The organism is Streptomyces aurantiacus (assembly GCF_027107535.1).
Taxonomy (GTDB): Bacteria; Actinomycetota; Actinomycetes; order Streptomycetales; family Streptomycetaceae; genus Streptomyces.
In genome coordinates, this window is record NZ_CP114283.1 from 1,381,829 (window position 1) to 1,401,616 (window position 19,788).

General features: G+C 69.5%; 22 protein-coding genes and 2 tRNA genes. 19 read left to right on the plus strand and 5 right to left on the minus strand.

Annotated elements, in window-relative coordinates; translation table 11 throughout:
• Window positions 1-130 precede the first annotated feature (130 nt).
• Complete coding sequence (locus O1Q96_RS07805) at window positions 131-1,312, minus strand: cation:proton antiporter (RefSeq protein WP_269247458.1); 1,182 nt, start codon at window positions 1,310-1,312, stop codon at window positions 131-133.
• A 251-nt stretch (window positions 1,313-1,563) separates the two neighbouring features.
• Between O1Q96_RS07805 and O1Q96_RS07810 the strand changes: the two genes are divergently transcribed.
• From O1Q96_RS07810 to O1Q96_RS07820, 3 genes are read left to right on the plus strand one after another with little or no spacing between them, the layout of a single operon-like run.
• Window positions 1,564-2,376, plus strand: a complete 813-nt coding sequence (locus tag O1Q96_RS07810) for an ABC transporter ATP-binding protein (protein ID WP_269253525.1) — start codon at window positions 1,564-1,566, stop codon at window positions 2,374-2,376.
• Entirely contained in the window at window positions 2,376-4,814 is a 2,439-nt protein-coding gene (locus tag O1Q96_RS07815) for an ABC transporter permease (protein WP_269247459.1), read from the plus strand. Before O1Q96_RS07810 ends, O1Q96_RS07815 begins: the two co-directional genes overlap by 1 nt.
• Complete coding sequence (locus O1Q96_RS07820) at window positions 4,811-5,290, plus strand: HD domain-containing protein (protein ID WP_269247460.1); 480 nt, start codon at window positions 4,811-4,813, stop codon at window positions 5,288-5,290. The genes O1Q96_RS07815 and O1Q96_RS07820 overlap by 4 nt, the downstream gene beginning before the upstream one ends.
• Before the next feature lie 92 nt (window positions 5,291-5,382).
• Here the strand turns inward: O1Q96_RS07820 and O1Q96_RS07825 are convergent, their stop codons facing one another.
• Window positions 5,383-6,564, minus strand: coding sequence for an acyltransferase family protein (locus O1Q96_RS07825; RefSeq protein ID WP_269247461.1), 1,182 nt, complete (start codon window positions 6,562-6,564; stop codon window positions 5,383-5,385).
• Between the two features lie 589 nt (window positions 6,565-7,153).
• Between O1Q96_RS07825 and O1Q96_RS07830 the strand changes: the two genes are divergently transcribed.
• From O1Q96_RS07830 to O1Q96_RS07840, 3 genes are all read left to right on the plus strand, one after another.
• Entirely contained in the window at window positions 7,154-7,348 is a 195-nt protein-coding gene (locus O1Q96_RS07830) for a hypothetical protein (protein ID WP_055611884.1), read from the plus strand.
• Window positions 7,349-7,833: 485 nt separating this feature from the next.
• The gene (locus O1Q96_RS07835; RefSeq protein ID WP_269247462.1) at window positions 7,834-8,673 is read left to right on the plus strand and encodes an alpha/beta fold hydrolase; all 840 of its coding nucleotides are present in this window, start codon (window positions 7,834-7,836) and stop codon (window positions 8,671-8,673) included.
• 431 nt (window positions 8,674-9,104) lie between these two features.
• On the plus strand, window positions 9,105-9,329 hold the full coding sequence (locus tag O1Q96_RS07840) for a hypothetical protein (protein ID WP_269247463.1): 225 nt from the start codon (window positions 9,105-9,107) through the stop codon (window positions 9,327-9,329).
• A gap of 487 nt (window positions 9,330-9,816) precedes the next feature.
• Here the strand turns inward: O1Q96_RS07840 and O1Q96_RS07845 are convergent, their stop codons facing one another.
• Window positions 9,817-11,055, minus strand: a complete 1,239-nt coding sequence (locus O1Q96_RS07845; protein WP_269247464.1) for a helix-turn-helix domain-containing protein — start codon at window positions 11,053-11,055, stop codon at window positions 9,817-9,819.
• Window positions 11,052-11,372 (minus strand): putative quinol monooxygenase, encoded by a 321-nt coding sequence (locus O1Q96_RS07850; protein ID WP_269247465.1) that lies wholly within the window; start codon window positions 11,370-11,372, stop codon window positions 11,052-11,054. Before O1Q96_RS07850 ends, O1Q96_RS07845 begins: the two co-directional genes overlap by 4 nt.
• A 190-nt stretch (window positions 11,373-11,562) precedes the next feature.
• Between O1Q96_RS07850 and O1Q96_RS07855 the strand changes: the two genes are divergently transcribed.
• The 12 genes from O1Q96_RS07855 (at window position 11,563) to O1Q96_RS07910 (ending at window position 19,250) form a co-directional block, all read left to right on the plus strand.
• Window positions 11,563-11,892, plus strand: coding sequence for an SCO3933 family regulatory protein (locus O1Q96_RS07855; RefSeq protein ID WP_269247466.1), 330 nt, complete (start codon window positions 11,563-11,565; stop codon window positions 11,890-11,892).
• A gap of 1 nt (window position 11,893) precedes the next feature.
• Window positions 11,894-13,240 (plus strand): FtsK/SpoIIIE domain-containing protein, encoded by a 1,347-nt coding sequence (locus tag O1Q96_RS07860; protein WP_269247467.1) that lies wholly within the window; start codon window positions 11,894-11,896, stop codon window positions 13,238-13,240.
• Between the two features lie 329 nt (window positions 13,241-13,569).
• Window positions 13,570-14,232, plus strand: coding sequence for a DUF2637 domain-containing protein (locus O1Q96_RS07865; RefSeq protein WP_269247468.1), 663 nt, complete (start codon window positions 13,570-13,572; stop codon window positions 14,230-14,232).
• Window positions 14,233-14,251: 19 nt separating this feature from the next.
• Complete coding sequence (locus O1Q96_RS07870; protein ID WP_269247469.1) at window positions 14,252-14,440, plus strand: mobile element transfer protein; 189 nt, start codon at window positions 14,252-14,254, stop codon at window positions 14,438-14,440.
• A gap of 15 nt (window positions 14,441-14,455) precedes the next feature.
• A complete protein-coding gene (locus tag O1Q96_RS07875; protein WP_269247470.1) occupies window positions 14,456-14,611 on the plus strand; it encodes a hypothetical protein in 156 nt (51 codons plus the stop codon).
• 23 nt (window positions 14,612-14,634) lie between these two features.
• Entirely contained in the window at window positions 14,635-14,925 is a 291-nt protein-coding gene (locus O1Q96_RS07880) for a SpdD protein (protein WP_269247471.1), read from the plus strand.
• A gap of 94 nt (window positions 14,926-15,019) precedes the next feature.
• Window positions 15,020-15,199, plus strand: coding sequence for a hypothetical protein (locus tag O1Q96_RS07885; protein WP_269247472.1), 180 nt, complete (start codon window positions 15,020-15,022; stop codon window positions 15,197-15,199).
• Between the two features lie 5 nt (window positions 15,200-15,204).
• A complete protein-coding gene (locus O1Q96_RS07890) occupies window positions 15,205-15,450 on the plus strand; it encodes a hypothetical protein (RefSeq protein ID WP_269247473.1) in 246 nt (81 codons plus the stop codon).
• Window positions 15,447-16,487: a DNA cytosine methyltransferase gene (locus O1Q96_RS07895; RefSeq protein ID WP_269247474.1), complete on the plus strand. Its 1,041-nt coding sequence runs from the start codon at window positions 15,447-15,449 to the stop codon at window positions 16,485-16,487. The genes O1Q96_RS07890 and O1Q96_RS07895 overlap by 4 nt, the downstream gene beginning before the upstream one ends.
• Window positions 16,484-17,872: a replication initiator protein RepSA gene (gene repSA / locus O1Q96_RS07900; protein ID WP_269247475.1), complete on the plus strand. Its 1,389-nt coding sequence runs from the start codon at window positions 16,484-16,486 to the stop codon at window positions 17,870-17,872. Before O1Q96_RS07895 ends, repSA begins: the two co-directional genes overlap by 4 nt.
• 2 nt (window positions 17,873-17,874) lie before the next feature.
• The gene (locus tag O1Q96_RS07905; RefSeq protein ID WP_269247476.1) at window positions 17,875-18,081 is read left to right on the plus strand and encodes an excisionase family DNA-binding protein; all 207 of its coding nucleotides are present in this window, start codon (window positions 17,875-17,877) and stop codon (window positions 18,079-18,081) included.
• Window positions 18,081-19,250, plus strand: a complete 1,170-nt coding sequence (locus O1Q96_RS07910; protein WP_269247477.1) for a tyrosine-type recombinase/integrase — start codon at window positions 18,081-18,083, stop codon at window positions 19,248-19,250. Before O1Q96_RS07905 ends, O1Q96_RS07910 begins: the two co-directional genes overlap by 1 nt.
• 66 nt (window positions 19,251-19,316) lie before the next feature.
• Here O1Q96_RS07910 and O1Q96_RS07915 read toward each other — a convergent pair.
• Window positions 19,317-19,390, minus strand: a tRNA-Gly gene (locus O1Q96_RS07915).
• 152 nt (window positions 19,391-19,542) lie between these two features.
• Here O1Q96_RS07915 and O1Q96_RS07920 point away from each other — a divergent pair.
• Window positions 19,543-19,619: transfer RNA gene (locus tag O1Q96_RS07920), tRNA-Pro, on the plus strand.
• Window positions 19,620-19,788 lie beyond the last annotated feature (169 nt).

Consider the following 19,788-nt stretch of genomic DNA (forward strand, 5'->3'; position numbering starts at 1 on the left):
ACCTTCGAACACCGGAGGGCCGGCACGGGCCCCTCCGGCGTTCGAAGGCGAGGCGTTGTGCGGCCGAAAGGGCGCCCAGATCCAGGGAACGGACGGAACGGGCAGGGGCCGTGCGCGGGTGGAAACCCCGTCAGCCGACCTGCGCCGTCTCCCGTACCTCGGTCTCCGAACGGTCCTTCCCGCCGGGCAGCACCCTGGCCAGCCACTCCGACCGTCCCGCGGCCAGCGGACCGAGAACGGCCAGCACCAGCACGTACCCCGCGATGAAGGGCGACAGCCGGGGGTCGAGCCCCGCCGCCGCGGCCATCGTGGCGAGGATGAGAGCGAACTCCCCGCGGGCGAGCAGTGTGGTCGAGATGTTGGCGGCCGGGCCGGGCCCGAAGCCGTAGATGCGGGCCGCGCCCAGTCCCGCCAGCACGTTCATGACCAGCGTCAGCGCCACCGCCGCAAGGACCGGCCACAGGACCGTCGGAAGGTCACCCGGGTCGATGGAGAGTCCGAAGGCGAAGAAGAACATCGCGCCGAAGGCGTCCCGCAGAGGGTGCACCAGCTTGCGTATGCGCTCGCCGGAGGTCGTGCTGCCGAGCATCAGGCCGACCATGAACGCCCCGATGGCGTCCGCCACTCCGAACCACTCCGAGACCCCCGCCATGAACACGGCCGCACCGAGGAAGGAGATGACCAGCAGCTCGTCGTCCTTGGTGGCGAACAGGCGTCCCACGATCCGCGTACCGAAGCGGGCGGCGAGCGCCAGCAGCAGGAGGAAGGCGAAGGCCTTGCCGCCGTCCAGGACCGCCGCGCCCAGGGAGTCGGCGCCGGACAGGATCGGCTGGAGGGCCGCCAGGTAGAGGGCGAGGAAGATGTCCTCGACCACGATGATGCCGAGGATCGGCTTCGTCTCGGGATTGCCCAGCCGTCCCGTGTCCACCAGCACCTTCGTGACGATCGCCGACGAGGAGATGCCGAGCACCCCGGCGAGCACCAGCGCCTCGGACGTGCCCCAGCCGAGGGCGAATCCGAAGCCCAGGCCCGCGCCGACGTTCAGCGCGAGGTAGGTCCCCCCGGAGAGTGCCATCCGGCGCCCGCCCGCCTTGAGGTCGTCCAGGTGGAATTCGAGGCCGAGGTAGAAGAGCAGCAGCACCAGGCCCAGCGCGGAGAGCATCTCCATGTCGTGCGGGTTCGAGACGAGCACGATGCCGGGCGTGTGCGGACCGAGCAGGATCCCGGCCAGGATGAAGAGGGGAATGGTGGGGAGCCCGATACGGGCGCCCGCGCGGGCGAGAACGGCGGCGGCCAGAAAGGCGCCGCCCATGGCGATCAGAAGCTCTGCGTGTCCGATGGGCCCGTTCCTCCTTGGTCGAGTTGGTCAAGAGAGTGTCAAGAAAGCGTCAGTAGTTAGTTTACCAAAGGACTTGTGGGGGCGGTCCGGGTGGGGTTTCCCCCACCCGGACCCGGAGGTCGTCCTCATGGCCGTGGCCGGCCCCCGCTCCGTAGCGTCGAGGCATCGGCAGCGAGTCGCCGCGAAGAGCGGCACGACGGATGACGGAAGGGCGGGACCCGGCCATGGGGCTGCGCAGGAAGCGGTACGAGGACGGGGACGCCGTGCACGACACGACCGGTCCGGCGGGCGACTGGGCCGTCGAACTGCGGGGCGTGCGGCGCCAGTACGGGCGCGGCGGCTCGGCGGTGCACGCCCTGCGCGGGATCGACCTCGCCCTCCCGCGCGGCAGCTTCACCGCCGTCATGGGCCCCTCCGGCTCGGGCAAGTCCACGTTCCTGCAGTGCGCGGCCGGCCTGGACCGGCCGAACGGAGGGACCGTCAGGCTCGGCGGGACCGAGATCACGGGCATGAGCGAGAACAAGCTGACGGCACTGCGGCGTACCCGCCTCGGATTCGTCTTCCAGGCGTTCAACCTGCTGCCGTCCCTGACCGTCGAGCAGAACGTCGTACTGCCGATGCGCCTCGCGGGCCACCGGCCTGACCGGCGACGGGCGGCCGACGTCCTGCGCCAGGTCGGCCTCGACGGGCTGGGACGGCGACGCCCCGGCCAGCTCTCCGGCGGACAGCAGCAGCGCGTCGCCATCGCCCGCGCCCTCGTCACCCGGCCCGACGTCGTCTTCGCGGACGAGCCCACCGGAGCGCTCGACACGACCACCGCGGCCGAGGTCCTGGGACTGCTGCGGCGGGCCGTGGACGGGCTGGGCGCCACCGTCGTCATGGTCACCCACGACCCGGCGGCCGCCGCCTGGGCCGACCGCGTGCTCTTCCTCGCCGACGGCTCGATCACCGACCACCTCGAAGGTGCCCCGGCCGAGCGGATCGCCGCCCGCATGACCGCCCTGACGGCACCCTCCTTCTCGGGAGCGGCGGCCTGATGCTCGCGCCCAACGGGCTTGCCCGTGCCGCCGTCCGCTTCAAGCCCGCCGCCTTCGTCGGCACCTTCATCGCGCTCGCCATGGCCGCCCTGATCGTCTCGGCCTGCGGCATCCTCCTGGAGACCGGCCTGCGCGCCTCCGTACCTCCCGTCCGCTACGCCGGCGCCCCCGTGGTCGCCGCCGCGGACCAGCGCGCCCACCTCGTCACCGGCCACGGCGAGGACCGCGAGGACGACCCCGTGCCCGTCCCGGACCGGGCCCGGCTGGACGACTCGCTGCTGGCGAAGGCCGCTTCGGTGCCCGGCGCGCGGACAGCGGTGCCGGACGTGACCTTCCCTCTCCGGACGCGGGCGGGCGACACGGTCACCGCCCACGGCTGGGGCTCCACCGCCTTCACGGGCGAGCGGCTGACGGCCGGACAGGCTCCCCGCGAAGGCGAGGTCGTCCTCACGAAGGGCACGGTCGGCGACCGCGTCACCCTGACGACCGCCGACGGCCCCCGCTCCTTCCGCGTCTCCGGCCTCACCGGCGCGGGGCGGCCCACCGCCTGGTTCGCCGACACCGAAGCCGTACGCATCTCCGGGCACCCCGGCCGCATCGACGCCATCGCCGTCCTCCCGAAGGACAAAACCTCCACCGCGACCCTCAAGTCCCAGGTGGCGCGCGCCCTCGGAAACCGCGCCGAGGTGCACACCGGTGACGACCGCGGGGCCGTGGAGGACTCCTCCCTCGCCGAGGCCAAGGAGATGCTCATCGCGCTCGGGGCCTCCTTCGGCGGCGTCGCCGCGACGGTCGCCGTCTTCACCGCCATGGGCACCGTCGCCCTGTCGGTGGCCCAGCGCGCCCGCGAGTTCGCCCTGCTGCGCGCCATCGGTACGACCCCGCGCCAGGTCCGCCGCTCCGTCGCCACCGAGGCCCTGCTCGTCGCGCCCCTCGCGGGCCTGGCCGGCTGCCTGCCCGGAATCGCGCTGGCCCACTGGTGGTTCGGACAGCTCAGGGACAAGGGAGCGATCCCGGAGGCCGTCGGCCTGTCCGTGTCGTACATCCCGCTGCTCGCGGCCGTCGGTGCGGTGCTGCTGGCGGCGCTGGTCGCGGGATACGCGGCCGCCCGCCGCCCGGCCCGGACCAAGCCGGGGCAGGCGCTCGTCGAAGCGTCCGTGGAGCGGTTGCGGCCGGGCTGGATCCGTACCCCGCTGGGCATCGCGGCGGCCGTCGGGGGCACCGTCTGCGCGGGGCTGTCCGCCTCGCTGACCGGCGAGGACGCGGCCAACGCGGCACTGGGCATCGTCATGCTGTTCATGCTGGCCGTGGCGCTGCTGGGGCCGCTCGTCGCACGCGCCTGCGCCGCCCTGTTCGGGCTCCCGCTGCGCGGGGCGGGTGCCTCCGCCTCGCTCGCCGCCGCCAACTCCCGTACGAACGCCCGCCGGATGGCCTCCGCGATCACCCCGATCGTCCTCGCGATGGCCTTCTCGTCCGTTCTCGTCTTCATGCACAGCAGCGAGGAGCGGGCCGTCCAGGAGCAGCAGCGGGACGGCATCGTCGCCGACCACATCGTGACGTCCGACGCCGGTCTCGCCCCGGACGCCGTGCGCGAGGCCGCGCGCACCCCCGAAGTCACCGCGGCCGTGGGCCTGTTGAGGACCGAGGTCCTCTTCCGGGGGAACGGCATGCTGGACTCGGCCTCCACGCAGGGCGTCACGGGTTCGCCCCGCGACCTGGCCCGCGTGCAGGACCTCGATGTCGAGAAGGGCACCTTGTCCCTGAAGCGGAGCGAGGTCGCGCTCGACGCCTCACTGGCCCGGAGCGCCGACGTCGGCGTGGGCGACCGCGTCGAACTGCGCCTGCCCGACGGCACGAAGACGTCGCCGCGCGTGGTGGCCACGTACGGGCGTGGCCTGGGGCTGGCACAGGTCACCATGGGCCGGGCGGACCTGGCGGCCCATGTCACCTCCGCCTTCACCACCGAGGTCTGGACGAAGGGCGGCAGCGCCGCGGGCCTGGCCAAGGTGGGCACGGTTCTGGACCGCGGCGACTACACCGCCGCCCGGTCGCTCGACCTCGAACTGAACGAGTGGGCCAACACCGTCATGGCGGCCGTACTCGGCGGTTTCGCGGCCGTCGCCGCCGCCAACACCCTGGTGATGACGGTGCTCGACCGCCGCCGGGAGCTGGGCACACTGCGGCTCATCGGGTCCACCCGCCGCCAGGTGATGAGCATGATCCGCTGGGAGGCCCTGCTCGTCACACTGGCCGGTATCGCCCTCGGCACGGCCATCGCGCTCGCCACACTCGTCCCGATGATGAAGGGCCTGACCGGCCAGGCACCGTACATACCCCCGCTGGTGTACGGGTCGTTCGCGGCGGCAGTCCTCGTTCTCGGGCTGACGGCGGCGACCGTACCGGCGAGGGCGGCGATACGGGGCACACTCGACGCATGACCGACAACGAGCGCCGAACGCCCGAGACCGCCGCGCTGACCCTCACGGAGGTCGAGGCCCTGGCCCGCAACGCGCACGCCGCCCAGAGGGACAAGGCGGGCCGCCCGTACGCCGAGCATCTGCGGGCCGTGGCCGACGGGGTGCGGGCCCGCGGCGGCGACGAGGAGCAGATCGCCGCCGCCTGGCTGCACGACTCGGTCGAGGACGAGGCGCTCTCCGAGGACTGGCTGCGCGGTGCGGCGCTGTCCGCGCGGACGAAGGACATCGTGCTGGCCGTCACCAAGAGGGCGGGTGAAGCCCAGGAGACCTACGCCGCGCGTGTCCTGGCCACCGAGGGCGCGCTGCTGGTCAAGGAGTCCGACCTCGCCCACAACGCCGACCCGGCGCGGCTGGCGGCCCTGGACGAAGCGACGAGGGCCCGCCTGACCCAGAAGTACGCGACGATGCGCGAACTCCTGGGCCTGCCCCGGCCCTGAGCGCCCCACGAGGGGCGGGCACGGGAGCCACGCGATCAGCCCGGCCCGCCACCGGGAACCCACCCGCGGGCTCCCGGTGGCGGGCCGGACCGTCAGGACTTGGCCCGCTCGCGGGCGAGCTCGGTGGCGTCCCGTTTGAACGCCCACTCCATCCTCGGCTCCATCGCGAAGCGGAACATGCGCTGCACCGGCGGGGTGCACAGGGCGGTGATGACCGCCGCGGCGAACACGGAGACGAAGATCTCGCCGAGCGGCTGGTTCAGCCAGGCGTAGTGGTCGTACCAGCCCCAGAAACGGGAACCCTTCGCGAGGAAGCCGTGCAGCAGGTAGCCGTACAGCGTGCCCGCGCCGAGCACGGTGAACCACATCTTGCAGCGCGGCACCCAGGCGAAGAAGCACGAGGTGAGCACCATCGAGCAGCCGAACATCGCGAGCGTCATCACGACACCGGCCCACCACGGCGCACCCAGTTCCTGGGCACTGTCACGGTGGTAGAACCACGCCGAGTTCATGCGCGGCCCGGCCCAGTACGCGAAGGCCAGCGTGACCGCGAGCACCGGCAGCGACAGGATCCGCACCTCGCGGCGCCGCATGAGCTGGAAGTGCTCGGGCTTCATGCACAGGCCCACCACGAAGAACGGCAGGAACTGCAGAACGCGCTGGAGGTCCAGGTCGTCGCCGATGTCGGGGGAGACGGAGGCGAGGACGGCGATGGCGAGCGCGAGCGGCACGGGCCAGCGCACGACCTTCCACAGCGGGACGGTCATCCGCCACACGAACAGCGCGACCAGGAACCAGGTGAGGTACCAGGGGTCCAGCAGGCTGATCGGGTGGCTGGGGTCGTCGTCTGCCCACTTCTTGAAGAGGGAGTACGCCACCTCGAAGAGTACGTACGGCACCGCGATGCCCGTCACCAGCCGCCGCAGCCGGTCGGGACGCATGTCGAAACTGCGGGAGAAGTAGCCGGAGATGAGGATGAAGGCCGGCATGTGGAAGGTGTAGACGACCATGTAGAGCGCCTCGGCGGCGCGGCTGTGGTCGGTCAGCGGTTCCCAGGCGTGGCCCATGGCGACGAACACGATCGCCAGGTACTTGGCGTTGTCGAAGAACGCGTCGCGCTGCTTGACGGGCTTGGCGTCCGGCCCTGCGGTGGCGGTACCCGCCTGCTTGTGCGGAGCAGTGGATGGTCGCGGGCTCGGTACTCCCGGCGCCGACGACTGGGTCGGCGGGAGCGGAGCCCTTTGATGGCCGTGCGGACGGAGCGAGTTCGTCACAGACCCTCCCACCAGGAGCTGGGGGAGACGATCCGCGACCTCGCTGCACATGCGGGGGACGAGGCAGCGTAGGACATCTGAGGCACCCTAGCGTTGTCTGTGGGATTCCGTAAAACCCCTGAGGTGAATCCTGCTTATCTTCCGCGCATACCCAGGATTTGGCGAAGTTGACATGGCAACAACTATGTCGATCGCCACACTCTGTGCGGGGGTTACGTCCGGATTCGTCATGACTAAACGTTGCATAACACCCGCGGGCGACTCTGGTGAAATGTCCGGGTGAGTCGGCTTTAGTGGCCTGTTAGTGACCCGTCCTCAGGCTCGCCGGTGTGCCTGTGCCAACAATTCGAATTACCTGCGAACAGGTTGTGTGGACGGTTGGGTGGACATGGAAACGATCACTCTTAATTTCTCATGAGAGGGTCCACTCGAATTGCCGTGCGAGACCCGGTCGTTCGGGTCGGCGGCCGATGGATGCCTCACCCGCCGCATACGGGGGGCCTGTTGGTGGCACGATGGTTCTGGCGGGGGTGTGCGGGGTTGCGCCTCCGGGCCGGGAGAGCGGACCGACCGTAGGGTGTGATCAGTTGTGGCCATTTCGCTGTCAGTGGTGCTTCTGTTGGGAATCGTCCTGGTGGTGTTGATACGAGGCGGGTCGATCAAGGGAGGGCCGGCGGTGGTCGCCGTGCTCTTCGGCTTCTTCCTCGCCTCCACGGGTATGGCGGACGACATCCAACGGTTCCTGAACTCGGTAGCGGAGACCATCAACTCGATTCAGTTCTGAGCGGGTTCGCGGGTCCGGTGACCGCAGGAGCGGAGCGCGCGGCAGTGGACGGGATGACCGAACCGCCCGGTCCGGCCGCCCGACGGCCGGTTCGTGCACGACGGCCGCCCGCGCCCGGTTCCGGCACGCACCGCCGCAAGCCCGGCGAAGGCGCGGTGCGCCGGCCCTCGTGCCCACGCTCGAACAGGCTGCGGTCGCCGAAACGGGTACCCCTCGGCCGACGGGACAATCCGAACGCGACGGCGAACCCGGGCGATTGCCCTCCGGCACCCGGGCCCGGCCCGGAGCGCCACCCGAGTCGACCCCCGTCCTCGACCCCGACCCCTCCCCGTGCCCGGCGCCGAACGCCCTTCCCCCGCGCGCCCCTTACGCACCCCTCGTAAGCCGGAACACCCGTACACGCCGTGAGGAATCCGCCTGGCCCCTCCGGTGGATGCGGGCCCCCGCGACCGGCGTACGCCCTCTCCCCGAAGGAGCCCGCCGACGTGAACGCGAAGCCCGCCTGGCAACTGCGCGAGAGCTGGGAGAGCCCGATCGGGACACTCCGGTGGGACCGCCTCGGACCGGAGGAGGGCCCGCCGGTGGTGCTGCTGCACGGCACCCCGTTCTCGTCCTACGTGTGGCACGAGATCGCCCCGGCGCTGGCCGCGGAGGGGCACCGGGTCCACGTCTGGGACATGCCCGGCTACGGCCGCTCCGGGAAGATCGAGGGTCAGGACGTCTCGCTGAAGGCGCAGGGGGAGGTGTTCGCCGAGCTCCTCGGTGTGTGGGGACTGTCGCGTCCCTCGGTGATCGCACACGACTTCGGCGGCTGCGTCTCGCTGCGCGCGCATCTGCTCCACAAGGCCGGGTACCGGCGCCTCGCCCTGGTCGACCCGGTCGCTCTGGCGCCCTGGGGCTCGCCGTTCTTCCGGCTGGTCGCCGAGCACGCCGACGTCTTCGAGCGGCTGCCGGCCCCGCTGCACGAGGCGCTGGTCCGTGAGTACGTGAGCTCCGCGAGCCATCGCGGACTGCGGTCCGACGTCCTGGCCGGGCTGGTCGAGCCCTGGACGGGCGAGGGTGGACAGGCGGCGTTCTACCGTCAGATCTCCCAGGCCGACCAGCGCCACACCGACGAGATCCAGGCCCTGTACCCCACGATGGACCTGCCCGTCACCGTCTGCTGGGGCGCGGAGGACACCTGGATCCCGCCCGCCAAGGGCGAGGAGCTGGCCTCCCTGATCCCCGGCGCCCGCCTGCGCACGATCCCGGACGCCGGCCACCTCGTCCCCCTGGACGCCCCGGCCCGGCTCCTCGCCGCCCTGCTGACGTTCCTGAGCGACTGAACCCGTCCGACGCCGGCCCGGGGCCCGAGGGCGCGCGGACGAAACGGCGACCCGGTCGAAGGCCCCGGGAAACAACGAGGGCCAGGCAGAGAAACCAACCTCTGACCTGGCCCTACGTCATATGGAGCGGGCGACGGGAATCGAACCCGCGTAGCTAGTTTGGAAGATCGCGTAACCGGACCTGCGTTGAGCTGGCGAGACGCTGAGCTTGAGGTTCTCGGGCCACTCGCCGTGGATCCCCGTTGTTCCCCGCTGGCCGCTGCTCGATCGGGCACGTAGGGGGCACGTGTGCCCTTCTGCCGGACTCTCGGCCGCAAGATGCCGTGGCCCGTGCATGGGACCCTACTGCGCGCTCTAGCGGGCTGTGAGCGGTTCGTACTGCCCCGTAGTCTCGTTCCGTCCATACGGCAACGACGGGGGGCGTTCGCAAGATGGCGAAGCCGGTACGTGCAGCACTGGGTGAGATATGGATCACTTGCCAGATCTGCAAGGGGGACTTATTCCGGGAGCGGGGTGTCCTGCTCAACAGCACCGGCATGGAGTTTTTGAAGTTGGCTTGGGCCGACGAGAACGCAACCGGCCTGATCTGCTGGCGATGCGGGTACGTCCACCTCTTCGTCAACAAGGACATCAAGCTCTACCGAGCGGATAAGTGACGGTTTCTCTTTGGCTCGCTTCGTCCAACCTGTACCCACACCTCCGCCCACCACCTACCTCAGCTTCCATCCCGTCCGCCGTCGACCCACACACCGTGGAGCGGGCGTGGTTCATGGCGTCCAGGTGGAGCGCGCCACTGTACGAACGACCTGGACGCCATGGGCCACGTCTGCTCGGCTCTGCCTGGGTCGGCGGTGGACGGGATGGAAGCTCCCCGCGCACGCCACCAATCGGCCGGCACTCGCGAACGGCGCCCCGTCCATCCCGGAGTCGGAGCGCCCCCGCCGGAGGCACGTCCTTGACCGCGGCCTCGTTCGTACGGTGATCGCCACCTATGAGCCCGGCCTATTTACTCGTGGGCGCGCGTCGGCGTAGCGCCCGCAGCGCGGGCCGAAGGCATGAGCGCGGAGGGCGGCGGAGCCGGGAGCGCGCCCGGCGGAGCGGAGCGCAGCCGGGACTTGATGAGGTAGAGAAACCTGTAACAGGTCAGCTCACGCCACAGCGGTCGGCAAGATCCCGAAGCGTCTCGGGTACGCGGCGGCCCGAGAGTTGGATCAAGTCGCGGATGACTTCACGCGCTGAGTGGTGATCACGAATCTGTTCCGGTGCGAGGGTCTCGGCTTCCAGGAGAGCTGCGGTCGCCTCGCCAACGTGTCGGCGTTGGGCATGCGCCCGTGCGACATCGAGCAGGAAGCGTGATTGACGCTCGGCTGAGAGGCCCCGGGCGTCGACTTCTGCTGCGGTCTCCAAGGCCAGTCCTGCGTCCCCCAGCTCTACGGCTGTGCTCACCGAGTGAAGTTTGACGTTCGTAGGGCCGAACTCGGTATCGAAGTCGTTCCGGTCCTCGCCCAATCGCGCGGCGAGTTCTCTCGCTCGGTTGAGACGAGCATGAGTCTCAGACCGGTTTCCCTCACGCGCGTTGATCACGGCAAGCACGAGGTTCATAGCGCCGAGGAGCGACAGTTCCTCTGCGGGGCAGGCTGGATCCTCAACCCGTGGGCTCAGGACTTCGACCGCTGAACTTGCGGCCTGTTCAGCCTGGTCCATGTGCTGCTGCCGCATGAACGCGTGAGCCATGCGAAAGAGGCTGGCCACTACCTCAAGAGGCTGGCCGGCCATCTCGGCTGCTTGCAAGGCGCGGTCTGCGGCTACCCACGCAGCATCCGCCTGGTCCTGCCGGGTGAAGCTGGCGGCGGCGGCCTGATAGCTACGCGCTCTGAGTGAGTGCAATTCGACTCGTTCGGCTGCTGGCGCATGGCGTACTGCAATTTCGATGTCGGGGAGCAGCTTGACGAGGTGGTCACTCAAGGCTGCGAAGCTCGATGCGTGCACGTACTCCCAAGCTTGATCAACGAGTTGGCGGAACTCGGAGAGGGAGGGTGTGGGGGAACTCGGTCCACGATCGAACAGACTGCCCAAGGCGGGGTGGCCCGTGAGTGCGACGCGCAGACCGTCCAGGTCGTTGCTTTCGGGCGTCGGCGTCTCGTCTACTTGGTCCGCCGGGGACGGGGGTGCGTCTGGGCGAACGTCTCTTACTGATGTGCCGAGCGCGTCAGCCAGTGCCTGAAGAATCGCTAGACGTTCAACCGGCTGTACTCCGCGTTCGACCTGGGATACCCAACTTTCGGACCGGCCCATGGCGGTGGCCAGGTCGGCTTGCGACATGCCTGCCGTCCGCCTCAGTTCCTTGATCCGCTGTCCGGTCGTGGGCGGTTGGGCACTCACTTCGTGGCTCCGTGCGGGTACTTCCCGGCGTACGTCTCAAGCCAGTCCACCTCGGTCTTCTCGACGTATCGGGTCCGTTCGCTGAGGAATCGAATCGTGTGCGGCTGACGCTCGTGCTCATCGAACGCTGCTCGATCGGTGTAGATCTCAAAGAAGATCCGCTCGTTGGGAGCGCCCTCGACCGTGTGGCAGGCGTAGACCAGCGTCCCCGGCTCATGCGCCCGGATTCCTGCTTCGGTCTCCTTCACGAGCGTGTCAAAAGCGTCACCCATGCCCTTACGAAGAGTGAAGCGGACGAATAGTGCAAAGTTCCCCATAGTTCCTCCTCTTGTCGACCCTCAGTCTCGCAGACGCAGAGTTTTCCTGCTACTCGCAGGTTTTCTGTTGACCCGCAGAAAAACTGCGAGTAGCTTCGAGGGAGTCAGAGAACAAGGCACCCCGGACTGCGTGCATCCGCCAAGATCACAACGCAGTCCGGGGCTCATCCCACAAGGGGAGATCTCCATAATGCCGTCCTTCAAGATTGACCTTTCGACTGCGGTCGTGATCGTGGCGACTGCCCCTGAAGCAAAGATCATCGACAAGCGCACGGGCGAGCGGGCCGTGGACCGGGATTCCGGTGCGGGTCTGTCCACGGTGGGCCTGGTGATCTCCGACGAGGGGGAGGGCAACCTCTACAAGGTGACCGTTCCGGAGACTGGTTACCCCGAGGGTCTCCAGCCGGGCGCGATCGTGCGGGTGGTCGGCCTCAAGGCGCGTGACTGGGAGAACGAGTTCAACGGCCAGAAGCGTCACGGCATCTCGTTCCGCGCGGTCGCGATCACCCCGGCGGCCTGACATGGCTGACCTGTCCCTGTGGCTGGAGGGGGCCGGGGCCTTAGCGGGCGCTGGTGGTCTCGGCTATGCGAAGGTGCGTGCTCCGCGGGTGTACTGGTCGTTGGTCGGGATGCCGGCCACGTGGGGACGCTTCACCCTCTCGTACCGCTCGACGATGGATGTGTGTGGGCTGACGGTGCAGCCGTCCGGTCTGCGGGCGTTCATGACGCGGAGTGTCGCTCGTCGTGAGGTGCAGCCGGTGCCGCCGAAGATCCGCCGGGTACGGGGCACCTCGACCGGGCTGCGGGTCACTCTGCGACTGCCGGCCGGCCTGGAGCCCGCTGACGTGATCGCGTCTTCGGAGCGTCTGCGTCATGCCTGGGGCGTGCACTCGGTCACCGTGGCCGAGACGAAGCCGGGATTCGTGGAACTGCGGATGACCGGTTACGACGTGCTGCGTCGGGTGCGAATGCCCCGCAAGGCTCAACCACACGGCATGGTGGTGCCGGTCGCCCTGCGCGAGGACGGCACTGCGTTCGAGCGGGACTACCGCAAGATGCCGATGGCGCTCACCCTGGGCGCCAACTCCTCCGGCAAGTCCATGTATCAGCGCAACCTGATCAAGGGCCTGGCCAAACTGCCAGTCGCGCTGGTGGGTATCGACTGCAAGCGCGGTGTTGAACAGTCCGCGTTCGCGCCTCGCCTGTCCGCCCTGGTGACGACTCCGGACCATGCCGCCTCTCTGCTCGATGTCCTGGTGGCAGAGATGGAATCCCGCTTCGATCTGCTGGGCCTGTACGGCGTCTCCGACCTGTGGGAACTGCCCGTCGAGGTACGCCCGGTGCCGATCGTCGTGCTGGTCGACGAGATCGCCGAACTGTTCCTGATCTCCTCGAACAAGGATGAGGACCGCCGCACGAGGATTGTCACCGCGCTGATTCGGCTGGCGCAGATGGCCCGATCGGTCGGCATTCACCTGGAGATCTGCGCTCAGCGCTTCGGCTCCGACCTGGGCAAGGGCGCAACCATGCTGCGCGCTCAGCTCACTGGCCGGGTCGTGCACCGTGTCAACGACAAGGAAACCGCCGAAATGGGGCTCAAGGACGTTGCCCCGGCTGCGGTCCCGGCGGCCTGTGTGATCCCTGCCGAACGGCCCGGTACTGCGGTGGCGACGGACCCGGCGGGTGGCTGGTGCCGTATCCGCACCCCCGAGACGTCCCGCGACGAAGTGATCGCGGTGTGCCGGGAGTTCGCCCACCTGGTCCCGGATCTGCCTGCCCTCGACCCGTTCCGGCCTCCCGTTCCGCGGGTGCCTGCGTCGGCTGGTGGTGGCCCGTCGCTGGTCAAGCCGGTCCCGGCTACCGAATAGCGCTCCTGCTCTATCCCGGTCGGCGTGACCGTCTCGCGCCACGTCCCTACCCCGCCCACGCCGAAAACCGAGAGGAGCACCACCCATGGCCCGATCGAAGAGCAAGGCTCCTGCGCCGGAAGTGACGGACTGCCCGGTGTGTATGGGCTCCGGCGAGGTTTCCCGCACGGTCCGTGTCGGTCGCCGGCATCGCGTGGTCGGCCAGCAGACCGGCTTGTGCCTGAACTGCCTTGGCAGTGGTCAAGCCCCCGACTGATCAGCGCCGGGGCCGGGCGGCTGGACACCGATTCCCGCCCCGCCCCTGGCCCAACTGCGAAGGAGGTGAGGACATGCCCCGCTCGATCCGCGTGGATGCGGTACTCGTACAAGCCGTCATCGCCGGCGCGTTGTCCTTCGCCCACCTGCACGACGTTGCCGAAGCCGCCGGACAGACCGGCTGGAAAGCCTGGGCCTACCCGGTCTCGGTCGACCTGCTGCTCGTCGCTGCCTGGCGCCGACTTCGTACGGCCCGCCAGGACAAGGCAGCCTGGACATGGTTCGTCATCGCTCTGATCGCCTCCTTGGGTGCGAACATCGCCACCGCCGGACTCCTCGACCTGAAGCACGTGCCGGCATGGCTGTGCATCCTCGTCGCCGGCTGGCCCGCCCTGGCCTTCCTCGGCGGAACTCTCCTCGTCCATGCACCGGCCGAACCGGCCGCTCCTGCACAGGCTGTGGAGGAACCCGCCGCGCCGGAAGTCGACGTGCACCGCACCGACGAACCCGTCCCCGCACCTGCTCCTGCCCCGGTGCCGGAACTGGCCCCCGCACCGACGCCGGCTCCGGCTGACGCGCCTGCTGTTCCGGCCGCGCTCCTGGATCACGCCCGAAAGATCGCCGACGCGCACCGTGCCTCGACCGGATCGCCGATGCCCGCCGACGCTCTCTCGGCCCGGCTGCAACTACCCGCGCCGATGACCAATGCCATCACGGCTCAACTCCAACTCACCTGACAGGAAGGGAGGTTCGTCCGTGACTGCCTACCGACGCTTCCGCGACGTGGTCCGCTTCGGACCGGTCCAGGTCGCGACCTACTACGACGGGCGCGGCCGGAACAAGCACACGGCGGCCTGCACCGCCCCCGGCTGCGGATTCTCCGCCGACTACACCGACCGATCCGGCGCCGAACTCGCTGCCCGCACCCACCGCTGCAAGGCCTGAGAGGAGACCTCTGTCATGGACGTTCCGCTGTGGCTCGCCCTGCTCATCGTCGGATGGCTCGGCGTCAAACTCGCCCGTCCGCCGCTGTGGCTGGTGGCCGTGCTCCTGCTCGGCGGCTTCCTCATCGCCGGCAGCTTCCTCGGCCCCGCTGTCGGCACGGCGATCAAGTAACCCGATCCGAAGGGACACCCATCGTGTTCACCCCGAAGTACCCGATCCCCGACACCGCACCGCCCCCGGCACAGACCGCCCCGGTCCCCGCGGCCACCGTCTCGGCTCCGGTCGTACCAGCTCCGGCACGGCCGGTGGTCCAGCTCACCCCTGGCAGTGCGCTCGCCCTCGCGGCCGGCGGTGGCGCCGTGGTCCTCGTCGTCGGCGCGGTCCTGGTCTCGATGCTTCTCGCGGTCGCCATCACGGGTGTCTCCGTCGCCGTGTGTGCGGTCGTCCTGCGCTCGCTGGTCAAGGACCTCAACAACCACCGCTGAACGGCCCCCGGAGCGGCCTCTACCGCCAAGTTTCGTCCGCTCCGGGCGCCTCCACCCCATCCAGATCCAACGGACCCGAAAGGGCTCACTCATCATGCCTCAGCACGTCCCGAACACGCCCGTCTGCCGCGACTGCAAGGGCTTCGCCACGGCCGCGATCACCACTGGAACTCGCGACCGCGACGGCTCTCGTACCACCCTCGTGGTCGTCTGCCGGACCTGCAACGGCACCGGCCACACCGCCCCCGCCGCCGCCTTCTCGGCCGGGAGGTGACGGGCATGGGACTCCTGAACTGGAACTCCGGCCAGCACTTCGACCACGGCGGCGACTGCCCCTGCACCCAGTGCGGCAAGCCCACCCCACTGCGCTCCCACGACGGGGAACCGGTCCACAAGGTGTGCGCGGAGGACTGGAACGACCGCAACCCCGCCGCACCCCGCCACCAGCACGAGGGACACGACCTGGGCACCGCCCGCTACCACTCGGACCCCCCGCGCAAGAGCCGCAAGGACGGTGCCCGATGAACGCCGCACAGGGTCGCGTTCTGGACCTCTTTGCGGGTCCTGGCGGCTGGTCTGAGGGGATGCGACTGCTTGGTCAGCGTGACACGGGTATCGAGATCGATGCCGCTGCCTGTGCCACACGCACCGCCGCGGGTCACACGACGATTCGCGCCGATGTCGCCGCCTACCCCACTGCGCCGTTCTGCGGGAAGGTGACCGGGCTGGCGGGCTCGGCTCCCTGCCAGCCTTTCAGCGCCGCCGGACACCACGGTGGCAACGATGACATGGACCTGTGCCACCAGGGCCTTGACGACCTCGCCCGTGGACACGACACGCGCACCGCGCTCCGTGCCGCCTGCACCGATCCGCGCTCCCTCCTGGTCGTCGAACCCCTGCGCTACGCGCTGGACCTGCGCCCGGAGTGGATTGCCCTGGAGCAAGTCCCCGCGGTCGCACCGTTGTTCGCCCACACGGCCAACATCCTGCACAGCCTCGGCTACTCGGCATGGACCGGCGTCCTCAATGCAGCCGACTACGGCGTTGCCCAGACCAGGCGCCGCGCCTTCCTGCTCGCCTCCAGGCACCGGTCTGCCGCACCGCCTGAGCCCACCCACAGCAAAGACGCGGGTGCTGACACCCTGTTCGGCCCCGCCCTGAAGCCATGGGTGACCATGGCCGATGCTCTCGGCTGGGGCTACACCCAACGCCCCGCCCCCACCGTGACAGGCGGCGGCACCCGCACCGGAGGCGCCGAACCCTTCGGCAACGCCTCCCGCAAAGCCATGCGCGCCGCCATGGACAACCCGGGCCACTGGGCATGGAAGCGCCCGGCCTACACCGTGTCCGGAACGGTCGGCCACGTCGGAGGCAAGCAGACCGCCGGACACCTCAACCTCGAACCCGACGAGGGCGCCCGCCTCCAGTCGTTCCGCGACGGCTACCCCTTCCAGGGCAACAAAGGGCAGCGCTCCTTGCAGATCGGGAATGCCGTCCCGCCGCTGCTCGCCGCCGCCGCTCTTCGCCGCCTGGTTCCCGCGGCGCTGGAGGTGGCCGCGTGACCGACGCCGCCACCCTGGCGGGCCTCGACCCGGCCACCCTCACCGACGTACTGAGGGTGGCCGGCTCGGCCGACTTCGACCGCTGGCACGACCAGATCCGCCGCACCGGAGGATGCTCCGACCCGATCCGCCTCACCGGCGCCACGAAGACGATCGACCCGACGACCAAGACCGTCCTGCACGCGTACTCGACCGAGCACGAGCCGGGCGGCATGCTCCGCATCGCCTGCGGCAACCGCCGCGCCTCGCGCTGCCCGGCCTGCGCCTGGACCTACGCCGGAGACACCTACCACCTGATCCGCGCGGGACTCACCGGCGACCCGGCCAAGGGCACCCCGCACACTGTGCGCGAACACCCGCGGGTGTTCGCCACCCTCACCGCCCCATCCTTCGGACCCGTCCACAACCGGCCCGGCAACCGGCCGTGCCGCTGCGGACACCGGCACCCCGAGGACGCCCCGGAGCTGGGCACCCCGCTCGACGCGGCAACGTACGACTACGCCGGGGCGGTGCTGTGGAACAACCACGCCTCCGACCTGTGGCGCTACTTCACGATCTACCTCTGCCGGGAGATCGCCAAGCGGGCCGGACTCACCCAGAAGGACGCCCGGGAACAGTCCCGGCTGTCGTTCGGGAAGGTCGCGGAGTACCAGAAGCGCGGAGCCGTCCACTTCCACGCAGTGATCCGTTTCGACGGACCGGACGGGCCTGACTCCCCGCCCCCGCCCTGGGCGACCCTCGACCTGCTCACCGACTCGATCCATGCCGCCGCGGCCCGCGTCGCGGTCGAAGTAGCCCCGGCCGGTGGCCAGCCGGCGCGCACCCTGCGCTGGGGTACGCAGCTCGATGTGCAGCCGATCGGGGCGTTCGGCAATGGCGAAGATCTCACCGAACAGGCTGTGGCCTCCTACGTCGCCAAGTACGCCACCAAAGCAGCCGAGACCACAGGCACCGTGGACCGCCGGATCGGCAACAAGGAAGCCCTTGTCCTGCTCGGCGTGCCCGACCACCCCCGCCGGCTGATCGAGGCGTGCTTAGACCTGCATGCGCTCTACCCGGAACGCAAGCTCCGCGACTGGGCTCACATGCTCGGCTTCCGCGGCCACTTCTCCACCAAATCCCGGCGCTACTCCACCACCCTCGGCGCCCTCCGCCAGGTCCGCGCCGACTACCGCGCAGCTCAGCAACGAGCCGCGCTCGGTCTGCCCGACCCTGACGACCACCCGGAGGCAACCACCCTCGTGCTCTCCCACTGGACCTACGCCGGCCACGGCTACACCCCCGGCGAATCCTGGCTCGCCGCCAACATCCGCCGCGACATCCAACAGAACCGCGAAACCGCACGCGAAGCCCTGTACGACCTCGATGCCCAGGGGGAGGAGTGAACATGGATCGACTGATGGACGTGGTGGAGGTCGCCGAACTACTGGGAACGACGGTGCGCTTCCCCCGGCGGCTGATCGAGGAACGGCGTATCGAGTACGTGAAGGTGGGTCGGCATGTCCGCATCCGCGAGAGCGTCGTGCTCGCAATGATCGAGGCGAACACGGTGCAGCCCCGCCGTTCAGGCACGTCTCTGCGGGCGGTCGCCTGATGGCCGGTGGGCGTCGACAGTTCGGCCGTGTACGCAAACTCCCGTCCGGTCGCTTCCAGGCTCGCTACGTCGGCCCTGACGGACTCCTGCGGCCTGCTCCGGAGACCTTCCGCACCAAGCGGGACGCGGATGACTGGCTGGCCGACAAGCAGACGGAGATGCGCCGTGGCGACTGGCACGACCCGGATGCCGGGAAGGTGGCGTTCGGCCCGTACGCCGCTGCCTGGATCACGGAACGGGAGTTGACCACGACGACCCGGCAGCTCTACCGCTCGTTGCTGCGGCACCACCTCGAACCGACCTTCGGGGCGGTCAACGTCGTGGACATTTCGCCTCCGTTCGTGCGGCGTTGGCGTGCCGCGAAGCTTGCTGCCGGCACTGGTCCCACGACCGTGGCCAAGGCGTACGCCCTGCTGCGCGCGATTCTGGGCACGGCCGTGGCCGACCAGATGATCAGGCGCAACCCGTGCACGATCAAGGGTGCGAGCACGGTGCACACCCCGGAGCGGCCCACCGCGACCGTGCAGGAGGTGTACGCCCTGGCGGATGCGATCCAACCGCGCTACCGGGCGCTCGTCCTCATGGCCGGCTTCCTCGGTCTGCGCTGGGGCGAGCTGATCGGGCTGCACCGCCGGGACGTCGACCTCGACCACGGGGCCGTACGCGTCCGCCGTGCCGTGGCCGAGCTGAACAACGGCCAACGCGAGATCAAGGCACCCAAGAGCGCTGCGGGCAAGCGGACGGTTGCCATTCCGGGGGCGATCATCGCGGACATCCGCGTCCACCTGGGCGTGTACGCGGAGCAGGGGGCCGATGGGCGGGTCTTCATCGGTGCCAAGGGAGCGACCCCGCGGCGGAACCACTTCAATCGGCTGTGGCGCACGGCGTGCTCGGACGCCGGTATCAAGGGCCTGCACTTCCATGATCTCCGGCACACGGGCAACACTCTCGCCGCGTCAACCGGCGCGAGCACGCGAGAGCTGATGTCCCGGATGGGCCACAGCACCGCCCGTGCCGCGCTGATCTATCAGCACGCGAGTGCTGACCGTGACCGGCTGATTGCCGATGCGGTGAGCGGTCTTGTCGACAAGAGCCGGAAGAAAGCTCGGAAGGCCAAGAAGAAGCAAGATCGAAAGCCCAAGGGGCACGCGGGGGACACGGCGGACTGATCGGAGCCGCCGGAAACGACGAGGGCCAGGCAGAGGATTCGACCTCTGACCTGGCCCTACGTCATATGGAGCGGGCGACGGGAATCGAACCCGCGTAGCTAGTTTGGAAGACTAGGGCTCTACCATTGAGCTACGCCCGCACAGCGTGCGCCGCAGGTCAGTGACGCGCGGCACGGAAGCATCGTAGCGGGTCGCGCCCCCTGGCCGCACACCCCGCCCGGACGGCGGGGGCGCCGCGGGAAATGCGGGCACCGCACTGTCCGTGGGCATGTACCCTACGTGTCGCACCAGACGGGGTGTGGCGCAGCTTGGTAGCGCGTCCGCTTTGGGAGCGGAAGGCCGTGGGTTCAAATCCCGCCACCCCGACCACCGTGCCGGACCACCGGCAAGATCACCTTTTGGGGCGTGTACCGCCTGCGGCTAGTATGCAAACTGCGCGCCCGTGTGTCTGCATTTTCATGTCCCTCAAGGGCCCGCCAAATCCGCTGAGGCTCCGCCGTATCCGACGGAGAACGTCAGCAGAACCCGAAGAAGTCAG

Coding starts and splice junctions, on each gene's coding strand:
- O1Q96_RS07805 (WP_269247458.1), bottom strand. CDS start 1,312: ATGGGCGGCGCCTTTCTGGCCGCCGCCGTTCTCGCCCGCGCGGGCGCC.
- O1Q96_RS07810 (WP_269253525.1), top strand. CDS start 1,564: ATGGGGCTGCGCAGGAAGCGGTACGAGGACGGGGACGCCGTGCACGAC.
- O1Q96_RS07815 (WP_269247459.1), top strand. CDS start 2,376: ATGCTCGCGCCCAACGGGCTTGCCCGTGCCGCCGTCCGCTTCAAGCCC.
- O1Q96_RS07820 (WP_269247460.1), top strand. CDS start 4,811: ATGACCGACAACGAGCGCCGAACGCCCGAGACCGCCGCGCTGACCCTC.
- O1Q96_RS07840 (WP_269247463.1), top strand. CDS start 9,105: ATGGCGAAGCCGGTACGTGCAGCACTGGGTGAGATATGGATCACTTGC.
- O1Q96_RS07850 (WP_269247465.1), bottom strand. CDS start 11,372: ATGGGGAACTTTGCACTATTCGTCCGCTTCACTCTTCGTAAGGGCATG.
- O1Q96_RS07855 (WP_269247466.1), top strand. CDS start 11,563: ATGCCGTCCTTCAAGATTGACCTTTCGACTGCGGTCGTGATCGTGGCG.
- O1Q96_RS07860 (WP_269247467.1), top strand. CDS start 11,894: ATGGCTGACCTGTCCCTGTGGCTGGAGGGGGCCGGGGCCTTAGCGGGC.
- O1Q96_RS07865 (WP_269247468.1), top strand. CDS start 13,570: ATGCCCCGCTCGATCCGCGTGGATGCGGTACTCGTACAAGCCGTCATC.
- O1Q96_RS07875 (WP_269247470.1), top strand. CDS start 14,456: ATGGACGTTCCGCTGTGGCTCGCCCTGCTCATCGTCGGATGGCTCGGC.
- O1Q96_RS07885 (WP_269247472.1), top strand. CDS start 15,020: ATGCCTCAGCACGTCCCGAACACGCCCGTCTGCCGCGACTGCAAGGGC.
- O1Q96_RS07890 (WP_269247473.1), top strand. CDS start 15,205: ATGGGACTCCTGAACTGGAACTCCGGCCAGCACTTCGACCACGGCGGC.
- O1Q96_RS07895 (WP_269247474.1), top strand. CDS start 15,447: ATGAACGCCGCACAGGGTCGCGTTCTGGACCTCTTTGCGGGTCCTGGC.
- O1Q96_RS07905 (WP_269247476.1), top strand. CDS start 17,875: ATGGATCGACTGATGGACGTGGTGGAGGTCGCCGAACTACTGGGAACG.
- O1Q96_RS07910 (WP_269247477.1), top strand. CDS start 18,081: ATGGCCGGTGGGCGTCGACAGTTCGGCCGTGTACGCAAACTCCCGTCC.